At 41.6% G+C, this 12,304-nt stretch carries 8 protein-coding genes and 1 pseudogene; 3 read left to right on the top strand and 6 right to left on the bottom strand.

The features are described 5' to 3' along the window. Positions 1-64 precede the first annotated feature (64 nt). A complete protein-coding gene (locus A3GM_RS0105425) occupies positions 65-1,144 on the bottom strand; it encodes an efflux RND transporter periplasmic adaptor subunit (protein WP_018362379.1) in 1,080 nt (359 codons plus the stop codon). A gap of 587 nt (positions 1,145-1,731) precedes the next feature. On the opposite strand from A3GM_RS0105425, the pseudogene A3GM_RS0105415 reads away from it, so the two are divergent. Then, positions 1,732-1,962: pseudogene (locus tag A3GM_RS0105415) on the top strand (transposase); the annotation flags it as partial. 272 nt (positions 1,963-2,234) lie between these two features. Here the strand turns inward: A3GM_RS0105415 and A3GM_RS0105410 are convergent. The 5 genes from A3GM_RS0105410 to nrfH all read right to left on the bottom strand — a co-directional run bounded on the left by A3GM_RS0105410 (position 2,235) and on the right by nrfH (position 8,301). Continuing rightward, on the bottom strand, positions 2,235-3,515 hold the full coding sequence (locus tag A3GM_RS0105410) for a THUMP-like domain-containing protein (protein WP_018362377.1): 1,281 nt from the start codon (positions 3,513-3,515) through the stop codon (positions 2,235-2,237). 262 nt (positions 3,516-3,777) lie between these two features. Further along, positions 3,778-4,650 (bottom strand): cytochrome c biogenesis protein CcsA, encoded by an 873-nt coding sequence (ccsA, locus tag A3GM_RS0105405; protein WP_018362376.1) that lies wholly within the window; start codon positions 4,648-4,650, stop codon positions 3,778-3,780. After that, positions 4,647-5,618: a cytochrome c biogenesis ResB family protein gene (locus tag A3GM_RS0105400; protein WP_018362375.1), complete on the bottom strand. Its 972-nt coding sequence runs from the start codon at positions 5,616-5,618 to the stop codon at positions 4,647-4,649. The genes ccsA and A3GM_RS0105400 overlap by 4 nt, the downstream gene beginning before the upstream one ends. Before the next feature lie 466 nt (positions 5,619-6,084). Continuing rightward, complete coding sequence (gene nrfA, locus A3GM_RS0105395) at positions 6,085-7,581, bottom strand: ammonia-forming cytochrome c nitrite reductase (RefSeq protein ID WP_018362374.1); 1,497 nt, start codon at positions 7,579-7,581, stop codon at positions 6,085-6,087. A gap of 117 nt (positions 7,582-7,698) precedes the next feature. Then, positions 7,699-8,301 (bottom strand): cytochrome c nitrite reductase small subunit, encoded by a 603-nt coding sequence (gene nrfH, locus A3GM_RS0105390; protein ID WP_018362373.1) that lies wholly within the window; start codon positions 8,299-8,301, stop codon positions 7,699-7,701. A gap of 333 nt (positions 8,302-8,634) precedes the next feature. Here nrfH and A3GM_RS0105385 point away from each other — a divergent pair, with 333 nt between their 5' ends. Continuing rightward, on the top strand, positions 8,635-9,639 hold the full coding sequence (locus A3GM_RS0105385) for a metal-dependent transcriptional regulator (RefSeq protein WP_018362372.1): 1,005 nt from the start codon (positions 8,635-8,637) through the stop codon (positions 9,637-9,639). Positions 9,640-9,724: 85 nt separating this feature from the next. Next, positions 9,725-11,875: a ferrous iron transport protein B gene (gene feoB, locus A3GM_RS0105380; protein ID WP_018362371.1), complete on the top strand. Its 2,151-nt coding sequence runs from the start codon at positions 9,725-9,727 to the stop codon at positions 11,873-11,875. The last annotated feature ends 429 nt before the right edge of the window (positions 11,876-12,304 follow it).

The following is a 12,304-nucleotide window of genomic DNA, read 5'->3' as shown; positions in this document are numbered from 1 at the left end:
TGAAATAATATGGTGTGAGAACCTTTTTCTGTTGTAAAGTGTGATGAAAAGCCACCTGAAAGCCTTAGTCGGCATTCAGTTGAACACGCTTCATGGCTTCACTCGGTGTGTAATAACGCGTCTTTACGTGTTGACCATCATGCACTTTCTGCACTCCACTCAATAGAATCTTGTCGTTGGCAGTTACTCCTTCGGCGATAATAAACACCTCTGGTTGTTCAAAAGCCACTTTAATCTCACGTGAATGTGCATAGCCCGCGCCATCAACAACAAACACATAACGGCGGTCTTCCTCTTCATACGTGGCCTGTTGTGGGATTACCAACACATTGTGTAAAGGCATATTGATGCGCACTGTGCCTGTTTCACCATTTCGAAGCAAGCCTTTCGGATTGGCAAAGCGAGCACGAAGAGCAATATTTCCAGAGCTACTGTCAAACTCACCAGCTATATTTTGGATGTAGCCTTTAGCTGAGAAGGCACTTCCATTGGCAAGAATCAGCGTCAAAGGAAGTTTGTTTCGCTCGGCAGAATGTTGCTGATAGTCTATATATTCGGGTTCAGAGATGTTGAAATATACGTTGAGTGACGAGTTGTCGGATAGTGTAGTGAGCAAGTCACCTCCCTGCACTAAGCTTCCAATCTTTTTCGGAAGATTCCCTATAACGCCTGTAAATGGGGCGCTGATTAAGCATAACCGTGCTTGAATCTGTGCCAATTTATAATCTGCCAAGGCTGCATTGAGCTTCGCTTTAGCCATTTTCTGTGCATTGGGCGAAACAATTTGCCCCCTCGTTAGCGTTGTTGTGTTTTGCAGTTCAATGCGTGCTTGCTCGGCTTCTGCCTTTGTCCGCGCCACATTCTGTTGCGCTCCAACAATCGAAATGCGGAAAAGAGGCTGACCGGCTCGCACCTGTTGCCCTTCTGTGACATAGACTTGCTGCAGAATTCCCTCCTGCTGTGCGCATACTTCTATGTTTTTTCGCGATTCAATATTGGCCACATAGTCTTTTGAAACTTGTGTATTGGTTACCCAAGGAGACGTTACTGCATAGACCGTTTGGTCGCTTTTTTCCTTGTTTTTGCGGCATCCTGTGACTACAATCAACGTGATGATAGCCATCAACAGCATCTCTTTCTTCATACCTAACTAATGGGTTATCCGATTATCTTTTACTAATGATTCAAGAATAAGGTACAAATTTATAGATTTTTTAAGTAGGTTGCCGTAAATCTATCATTAAAAAGACTTAATAGATAGAAATTAATTGCTTCTTTAACTCTATTTTTATATAATGTAAAGTGAGGTTAATCATCTCGCAATCTGCCTCATTTCGTCGTGCGTTTTGCCTCAGATTACGCTACAAAATCATAGGAATTGTGAGCGCATCTCACTTATTGTGTTTTTTAATCCAACTTTACTCCCCTTGTCTTTGGATTTGGCGTGGGTTATCCTTTGGCTTTCAGTGTGCTGAAATAAAACACAATGTGTGGCATCATACAACAGAAGCATCCCTATAACTCCTTTGAGAGAACAAGATGATTTGTTTGCTTTTTTACAAAAATAATGCAGGATTTTGTAAATAAGTTATGACATTTTTCATTTATCTTTGTATTTAAGAACGAGACAAAAAGTTTGTTTCTATAAAACGTTATCATTGCTTATATGGCATCATCTCAGTTGATTTCTCTGCCGAATACATTGTCGGTATCGTCCCTTCTCACGATAGAAAGGGGGCTTTGATGAACGTTTCTGACAGACTATTACTCAGAAAAAGAGCTATTGTAGAAACGGTGAATGATGAACTTAAAAACATTGTCCAAGTGGAACACTCCAGACATAGATGCTTTGACAATTTCATCGTCAACTTATTAGGGGCTATTGCTGCCTATTGTCTGTTTCCAAAGAAGCCGCGCATCAATGTACAAAGGAACTTTGACACACAACTTGCTTTGTTCTGAATTCGTCGAACTCACGTTTTCTTAAATATTTTTTGTACCTTTATGGTATGAAAGAAATACAATTGAAGAGAGGTTCTTTCCTCCTACACAACAAAGGCATTGTTATTGGTTGGCAATAGCATTGCTTTTAGAATGCAAAGTCGATGCTTTTGGCTGGTAATTGCATTGAGTTTGCAAAGCAATAAAAATAAGGGGCAAAACATTGGTGATGTAACAATGTTTGAAGTACTTTGAAATGAGAGGAAAAGACCGATAAAATGGCTGATTTTCGTTTATTCTTTGCTACACATCAACAAGATATGCGTATTGCAACCGAGCGTTGTTCCAAACAGAAACGAACCGCCTTCTTTCAGCTTTAAACGTTTTCTTAGCTCGTTAGCACTCAACGGAAAGTTGCGAACAGCAACGTTGGCGTGTGTAAAGGCAGCGAATTTGGTTTTCAGTTCCTTTTTATTTAGACTTGAAACAGCTTGTATCTTGAACTTTCTACCATGCCAATTCTCGATGAAATGGAGCGAAACAAAGAGGTGACTATTAGCAGAAAGTGCCTTAACACCATATTTTTGTGACAAAAAAGCAAAACAACCCGCCTTCATTTGCGAAGCGTTAGGCTCGTAGAGATATTGGTTTTGGAGCATTTCGCTATGCTCTTCTATTTCAGAAGAAATGGTTTGCAGAGCCACTTCGTTATCCGTTGGACTGTAACTCATCACCTGTTGGTCGTTAACACAATATATTTGGGGTTGCTGTGGAGCGTTTTTTTGCAACACAAAGAGCAGCTCTTTGCACTCGTTTTGCACCGAAACAATGTGTATTTCGCTCACTATTGGGGCACCTTCGTTCAGACTTTTCAGTGCTTTATGCCAGTCTAACATAGGCGAAAGCTTCACAATAGCCACACAACACTTTTGCAATAGCGTTTCTTTCAATGCCAAAACATTGGGCGTGCACTGCTCTATTTCGACCGTTTTTGCCCCACTTGCGTCACGACGAGCAGGGTCTAAGAAGATAAAAGATGTGCCGTTCATTTCTTTTAGATACTTTTCGCCATCGCAACACATCACTTTAAAGTTGCGAACTCCAAGCAGTGGCAAGTTGTTTTCTGCTATATCACACAATACTTGTTGCTGTTCTACATAGTAAGAATTGTTTACTTGTTTTGCCATGAGCGTGAAATCGACCCCGAAACCGCCCGTTAAATCGGTCAAACTGAGTATTTTTGTTGCTTTTTCGCCCTCTTTTTGCGATGAAATGGGCATTTTTTCTACATCTAACCCCTTTGATAAACGATTGAGAAGTTGCGCTTTATACTCTGCTGTTTGTTGCGAAGAGCATTGCTCGAGCGATAGTGTTACGGGGAAAACGATACCTTCTGTACTTGCCCAAAGAGGCAGTTTGGCGCACGATGTTTGGTGTCCTTTGATCTGACTAAGGGCAAAAGTCATGTCAACACCTTTGGTTTTAGCACCTTTCAAAGCCAATGTTTGCACATCACTCTTTAGGTTTTGCTCTATAAAAGCCGCTGTTTCGCTCGATATTTCGTTTATCTTCATGTTTAAATGGGGGTTCTTCGTTATCACCACTACAAAGTTAATGCTTTCTATCGAAATGCCTATTGTTATGCTCTTGTTTTTGTTTTTCTACCTAATCTCACACTCTTGCATCTGCATCTCACCTCTGTTTGCATCGCATCTGCAAGTGCTTTGCAAGCTATCTACCCTACAAAAACAAGGCACCCCCTACCTTATTACCAGGCAAGGGGTGAGAAAATAGATTAGAGTATTATTTATGTTTATTGGTTTCTGTGTTGTTTTTCTAACTGTTATAGGTGTGAATACTGGTGCCTTGAGCCGATGGAAGGTAGTTAATTCCCCACCAACACATTTGTAACAGTAAGAATCCTACGACGAGAATGTAAAGCGAATACTTTCTATTATGCGTAGGAACGAGGCGATAGTGCATATAAAGCAGGTAGGCAAACCATGTTATTGCCGCCCAAGTTTCTTTGGGATCCCATGCCCAATAGTGCCCCCATGCATCCTTTGCCCATAGCGATCCGAAGAGCATTCCTATGGTTAAGAATGCCCAACCCACGCAAACCATTCCGTCGATGATGCCAAACTCTACTGAAGCATCAAAGCGATTGCAGGGCGTTTCGGCATTTTCGGGGTTCAAAGGGGCTGTTTCTACATCAGAACTACTAAGGCTTTGCACCTTTTTATAATGTCGATGCGCTTTGAAAAGAATGTAAAGTGCCATAAGAGTAGATGCTCCAAAGAGCGCATAAGCAAACATATACACAATGACATGAGGCGCAAACCAAGGACTTTGCAATGCTGGCATCATGGCTTTGGTGTGTATTTCGGGCTTAAAGAGGTTCACTCCGATGAACACAAGCGCAAGAATTGTTGAGAAAGAGAGAATCCAATGGTATTTACAACGACTGTAAACGAAGATTCCTATCAATGGAAGAAAGAACGAATACCATAGTCGTGTCTCTCCCATTGTACGCATTGGAGGACGTTCGAGCGTTATCCACATAATCAAAATGTAGGCGAAGAACACCACAAGACCAATGCTTGTAGCTATTACCGATTGTGTTAAACGATTGCGCCAAGCAAGATATGCGCCCGCAATCCATAACAAAGCAGCAACTAAAGCGAAGTATATAAAATAGTCCCAAATCATAAATAATCGTTCTCCTTTCTATCTTTTAGGGTCTCTTTGCCAAACCTAAAGAACATTAATAGAGCGCCCAAGAGCATCATTCCGATACCAATATAAACAAAAGGAAGCCATGGATCGGTTATTAACTCAAAGATACTAACGGTGTTGTTCTTTCCAAAACGCTCGTCATAGCTAAACTGATAGATCTTCCAACCATTGACTGAGAAGGGCTTGTTCACCTCAATTGTGGTTTTATAGTAGCCTCCTTCTTCGGTATAAATCTCCACATCGCTAGCATATCGCTTTGGAGTTGGAATCTTCATCATTGTTGTTTTACCCTTATCTGCACGCACTTTTTGCAGTTCGGCAGGGTATTTTTCGAGGATAAAACGATTCAGTTCGATGGCAATAGGCAGTTCTTTAAGATGTCCATGCTCGTCCATTGCACGCCATTCAGCTTCTCCTGCCATACAATACATCTTTAGTTTCTGGATATCTGCAGAGCCTAAGGTTCCACAAACGATAACAATAAAGAGTCCTAAGTGTGATATAACGCTGGCAAAACGTTGCTTTTTGAAATGCACAAGGCGTTGAAGTGTTGCCAAACCAACGGTGGTTGTCATCCATAAATAGATGAGAACGAAGGGCCAAAACGACAACATATTGGTTAAACCGATAGGGTCTACGGCTTTATTTCCACTGGGAACCTGACGTGTTAAGCCCATGATAAAGGTGAGACCTACCACGAAAAGCATAGAGGTAGCTGCCGACTTGGTGCTCATGAGATAGCGAATAAAGTAGACTTTCTCACGCATCCAATAGGCGGTTCCTATCAATAAAAGGTAGATGAGCAATGCAAGTGCATTGGCTGGGAAGGCAAAAAGCTGCCAAAGTATTCCTCCTGTGATGAACTGAAGGATTGCTCCTATCACAAGAAGTCCGCACCCAATGGCGATTCCTTCACGCAATTTCCAAGGTTTTTGCCACATTCTTTTTTCGTTATTATTAAACTTGTCAAGAGTAGTTACGGCTCAGGTGCTTTCAAGGCGAACAACCTTTATCTACAAAGGGTTTTGAGGTGGGGTTGAAATGGCATTGCTTTTATGCTTTAATTGCATTGACTTTGCAGACTAAAAGCAATGGTTTTGCAAAGCAATAGCACCTCTTTTGTTTTTCACAAAGATGATCTTTGTGCGGCTCGTCTTTTCTTTTTATTAGCTCTTGAGAACACAATATGAAATAGATGTCAAACTGCTTTCAAATGAACAACACCTTTATAGCAGTTGCTGTACACGGTTTTTGAAAAGCAATCTGACATCTATCATTGTTAACTATCTATTTGTTTGAGTTCTGTAATCTTATTATTTCTTTTCCTCTTTCGTTTCTATTGCGATTAGAACGTGTGCCGTTGAAGGGCAATGGATGAGCTCTTAGGTCGCAACAGATGCGCTGTTATTAAAGAGGTTGAGTGATAAATCTTTTCTTTTGCTTAGCTCTCTCAATCCACTTTGGAACGATGGTGTTAAGGAACTTAGTCTTCTTTTGGTTCAAGCTCTTCATATCTAAACCGATATAAGCTTGTGCTTTCGCCTTAGTTGAGATGTCTGGGAGAGGCACTTGACCTGTGAATCCATGCTTAGCAAGTACTCTTGCGATCTCGATACGAGCGCTCTTAGCATACGACATTGATTCTGCAAGGAGTCGCATCACCTCTTGTGGAGCGTGGAATGCAGCACCATGACTTGCTAAAGAATAGTCCCAACGCCATTGACTCTTGCGAATATCGTTAAGAGCAGTAGCCATTTCATTTTCAGTTGCACCCTTCTTCCAAGCAAATTCTGCTTCTAAGTGAGTGGTTGCAAGTTCTTTATTCACCTTAACAGCGAAGTCATACACCTTCTTTTGACGATCATAAACGTTCTGACGAAGCACTTCTGCATCTTGTCTGTGGCATGTTTGGCATGTTCTATCAATCTTTGCAAGAGGACTTTGCACGTGGTGATCGGTGAATTTAATACCACCTTGTTGCATATAAGGCATGTGGCAGTCTGCACAACTCAGACCTCTTTGTCCGTGAATACCTTGTTTGAACATTTCATATCCAGGGTGTTGAGCCTTTAAGATCTTAGCCTTTGACAATGGATGAATATAATCATAGAATCCAATACTATCGTAATAAGCCTCAGCATCTTCGCATGTTAAGCCCTTATCTTGTGGGAACTTAAGGTACTGATGGTTCTCTTTTTCGAAGTAATATTCGGTATGACACTGCGCACAAACAAGTGATCTCATTTCTTGATGACTTGCTTTTTTAACGTCTTTACCTGATCTTTGCCATGCTTCATATAAGGCTGGACGAGCTGGTTTCAATTCCATTGTGCGTGCATCGTGGCAATCTGAGCATCCAACTGTGTTCATATTCTCATCTCCCCACTCGCTCCATTTAGCCCCATAGAATGCTGCTACACCCTTTTCACGCATCAAACGTGGCACATCTGGGCCCTTACAAGTCCAACAAGTACCTGGTTGTATGTCGGTATCATTATCTACTCCGGGGTTACCTGTACGCAAAATCTTACGCATATCTTCAATAGCATGTCGGTGACCACGTGGAGTATTGTATTGTTTTGAGAAGGCATAGCCAGCCCAAATAATTACAATATCGGGATAAGCTTTGAGAATATCTCGCTCTTGTGAGCCGTTATACTTACTTTGAAACGTTGTATCTTCGGTCATTGCCCATGTTTCATACTCTCTAGGAAAGTCCTCTTTGAACTTCTCATTCTGTGAAACAATAGAGTCAGTCATCGCTACTCGGCGATTATTAAAAATGCTTGCAACCTCTGCTCTGCGCTCTAATAGAGAGAAACAGATAAGTCCTAACACAAATACAACTAGCATGGAACCACCAAAAAGCATCCATCCTTTCCATTTCTTCAATTGCTTTGCCATATTCTTTTAGTTTTAGATTTCAAGTTATTATAATGATTGTTCGCTTTATTTTCTTTTTAATTCAAAAGAAGCTGAAATTCTATTCTTTTCTATTGAGTTATTAATTAGGAATTAAGTTTATCGTTTTAAAGCTTTTTGTAACCACTCGGGAACAGGATTTGGAGGCAAAGGTACCTGCGATTCTGCATTCGGTGTCTTAGTAAGAGAGTTCATTCCGCCATGTGGAACATCACGATGACAATCCCAACAAGCCATTCCCTCGCCTCTTTTAGCAGCCATATAATCTATTCGTCCCGTTTTAACTGCAGCTTGATTTAAATCTGAGTGACATCTAATACAATTGTCCATTATCACTTCCGAAGATGCTTCTTCGGCTCTAATGGCTTGACGTTCAGAATTAGTAACAAAGTAAGCGACGTGTTTCATTCCGTCTTTTCCTTTGAAAAAGTATTTCATTGCGATGTTTTGATGTGGCACATGGCAATCGTTACACGTTGCATTTCTTCCGTGAGAAGAGTGTGCCCATGTTGAATAATAAGGTGTCATGATGTGACAATTGACGCAAGCTCCTGGATCATCTCCTATTAAATAAGTATGCAAACGCAAGTAATAGGCAAACACCAGAACCAAACCTACAATAGTACCACACATTATCAATCCAACAACCTTTTGACGATAGGTGAACAAAGTATTCACTTTTATCAGCTTACGTATATCCATAGGCTAATTAATATGTTTATGGGGCAAATATAATATTTTAATTTTAATGTTGTATAAAATTTGAAGATTTTTTTCCTCATTTATGAGGATAAGGTGTATTTCCCTTTTTTCTGGATTGCTCTTTCAAAGTCATTGAGAGCCAATCGCCTACCACTTTATTTGCAATATCTATCTAATTACCAAGCAATTGCAATGCTTTTACGCCTCAAAAGCACTGACATTACACGGCAAAAGCACTGCTTTTATTTATACATTATAATAAAAAAGAGTTCGTAAGATAAAAGCACTATATATATTATTTGTACCTTTGCATCATAACAGTAAACGAAACAGATGAATAAATATATAGAAAAACTTGTTACTTTACTGCCTTTCAAGAACTATTCGTTGAACGAACACGCTCAGAAAAGACAGAAGGAACTACAAGAAGACTTTATAAAACAACTTTATAACCTTGGCGGTTCGCTTTCGTTTGAAGATGCTTTGAAGCAGAAAAGCATTTTGAACGTTACTCAAGAAGAACTGGAAAAGGTGATAGGAGCTGTTGTTTTAACAAAAGAAATCACTGCAGGTGCGCAGTTAGAGCTTACTGAAAAGGGTAAGCGAAACGCCCTTAAATTGATTAGAGCGCACCGCATTTACGAGCAATATCTTGCTGAACACTCTGGATATGCACCCACAGAATGGCACGAAAGGGCGCATCGTATGGAGCACCTTATATCAGATGAGGAGCAAAGTCGCATTGCCTCTCTTTTAGGCAACCCTCTTTTCGACCCTCATGGCGACCCCATTCCTACCCAATCGCTTGCAATGATGCCTCACGACACTTGCGAATTGCCTTTGAAAGAGCATACTTGGTGGCGCATTACGCATGTGGAAGACGACGACAAGAAATTGTTTAAGCAGATTACAGATTTGGGACTAACCAAGGACTCGATTATTTATATCACCGAAATCAATAGCACCTCGTTCTCGTTTAAATACGAAGGCGAGCAGATGTGCCTACCTCTTGTTGCACTAGAGGCGATGAACAGGGTGGAAGTAACGAAGGAAGAAGCCGAGAGGATGCCTGAGACAAGGGCGCAACGACTAACCACTATTCAGGCAAACGAGCAGGCAACCATTGTGGGTTTGTCGCCTTCTTGTCGTGGAGCACTGCGCCGTAGGCTCATGGATTTGGGCTTTGTGAAAGGCAGTAGAATTGCCATTGACATGAAAAGTCCGATGGGTAATCCTGTAGCTTACGTGGTTAGAGGCACTGCAATTGCCCTTCGACACGACCAAGCACAATACATTTTGATTCAAAACGTAAGAAAGGTGGCCAACGATGTGCAATAGAACAGGCCTCAACAGCTCTGTTTTTCTATCGCACCAATTCAGTTCTCACCTTACGAAAGAATTACAACTCTAAAGAATTTCATCTATGAACAAAATAACAAACAATAGTCCTTGCGCCAATTGCGCACAAGCAAACCTGCACACTTTGCAGCGAAAAGGAACGCAAGGAATACAATCTAAATATGTAATTGCACTGGCGGGCAACCCCAATACGGGTAAAAGTACGGTGTTTAACAGTCTTACTGGCTTGAAACAACACACGGGAAACTGGCCCGGAAAGACTGTTGGTAAGGCCGAAGGGTTCTTTGTTTATCAAGATGATGCATATCGAATTGTGGACCTTCCTGGTACTTATTCATTATCATCTACGAGTGAAGACGAAGAAATTGCACGTGACTTTATTCTCTTTGGCAATCCTGATGTAACGGTAATGGTGGCAGATGCTACCCGATTAGAGCGCAATATGAACATGATTTTGCAGGTGTTGCAAATCACCAACAAAGCAGTTCTGTGCGTTAACTTGTTAGACGAAGCGAAAAGAAATAAGATTGAGGTGAATCTCAATGCGCTTTCACGTCGCTTAGGCATTCCTGTTGTGGGTGCATCGGCACGCTCTGGACAAGGAATAGACCAGCTTTTGGCAATGACAAGGGCTGTGGTGAAGGGCGAATATGTGTGCAAGCCTCATCGAAGCATCAACCTTCCTGCTCAAACAAGCACTCTTATTCAAGAACTATCGGATAAGGTGAAGGAGCATTTTCCTGACATTCACAATGCCGAATGGATTGCTTTTAGACTGATTGAAGGCGATGTGAGCGTGCAAGAACGCTTTAGTAACGCTGAATTAAACGCCCTTGCAGAACGTATTCACTTGCAAATTGGCAATAACTTTCACGACCAATGGATGGAAGATATCTATGCACAAGCCGAAGAAATATGCCGAGAAGTGGTGCAACAAGGCAACGAAAGGGGTAGACTTCCATTCGATATCAAGCTCGACCGCATTCTAACGCACCGCATTTGGGGCTTTCCTATCATGGTGGCACTGCTCTGTTGCGTGTTTTGGCTCACGATAATAGGTTCTAACTACCCTTCTACTTGGCTCAATGAGATTTTGATTGGCTTTGCACATCCACATCTTAGAGAGTTGTTTGTGTCGATGCATTCGCCTGAATGGTTCACGGGTTTAATGGTAGATGGCGTGTATTTGGCTACGGCTTGGGTTGTGTCTGTGATGCTTCCACCTATGGCTATCTTCTTTCCTCTATTCACTTTACTCGAGGATTTCGGCTATCTTCCACGTGTTGCATTTAACCTTGACGAGCTATTTCGTCGTTCGGGAGCACACGGAAAGCAAGCTCTTACAATGAGTATGGGTTTTGGCTGTAATGCAGCAGGCGTGGTTTCTACTCGTATTATCGACAGTAGTAGAGAGCGACTCATTGCGATTATCACCAATAACTTTTCGCTTTGCAATGGTCGTTGGCCCACTCAAATCCTCCTTGCAACGCTCTTTATAGGTGCAGCAGTGCCTTCGCAATATAGTAATGTGGTGGCTCTTTTGGCGGTGATGGCGGTTGTTTTGGCGGGAGTAGGCTTTATGTTTGGTAGCTCGTGGGTGCTTTCGAGAACGGTATTGCGTGGCGAAGTGTCTACCTTCCACCTCGAATTACCTCCTTATCGTCCACCTCAATTCTGGCAAACGCTCTACACCTCGGTCATAGACCGAACGCTTATCGTACTTTGGCGTGCTGTTGTTTTCGCTGCTCCAGCAGGTGCTTTGATTTGGTTATCCTGTAATATCACAGTGGGCGACGTTAGTATTGCTCAGCACTTGATATCATTCTTAGACACTCCTGGCTGGCTAATGGGCTTAAATGGCGTTATTCTTTTAGCTTATATCTTAGCTATTCCTGCCAATGAGATTGTGATCCCAACGATATTAATGCTCACTATGCTGGTGTTAGGCCCTGCAGATTTCGCCTCATCTGGCGTGTTAATGGAAGGAACAGACGAGCAAACGAAGATGATTTTATTGAAAGGTGGTTGGAACTTGCTCACTGCTGTGTGTGTGATGGTGTTCTGTTTGTTGCATCACCCATGTAGTACAACGATCTATACGATATATAAAGAGACGAGAAGTGTGAAGTGGACGGCTCTTGCAACCTTGCTTCCGCTCGCCTTAGGTATCATCGTTACGATGCTTATCGCCTTTATTTGGCGTCTGGTGGCATAGAAAGTTACATCATATAAATAAATTGCTCTCTAATGATTTCAGATCGTTAGAGAGCTTTTTCATGCTATCATCTCACACGTTACAGAGTTAATCACTCCACAAACCTACCCTTTCACGGCTTCAATATACCCCACTCGCTTTTCTCTCCTATTGAGTTCTTTTTCATCGCCATTCATTCCACTTTGTAAACTCACTGCTTTTGGACAATAAAAGCAATGAAATTGGAGCGCAAAAGCAATGATTTTAGTCTGTAATTGTAATGGTTTTAGACAGGAAAAACACAAACACTGCCCTACAAAGGCTTTACATTCATCTTGCACCCTCATATCTCGCAATGGTTCATTAGAATAATAAAAATGTATTATGGTGTTGCCATTTGACTAAAGTTGCCTATCTTTGCAATACCATAAGCAACGCTCATGTAGAAAT

Source organism: Hoylesella nanceiensis DSM 19126 = JCM 15639, assembly GCF_000379965.1.
Lineage (GTDB): Bacteria > Bacteroidota > Bacteroidia > Bacteroidales > Bacteroidaceae > Prevotella > Prevotella nanceiensis.
Note: the sequence above shows the minus strand (reverse complement) of the source record. Positions and strands in the feature narration are given on the sequence as shown.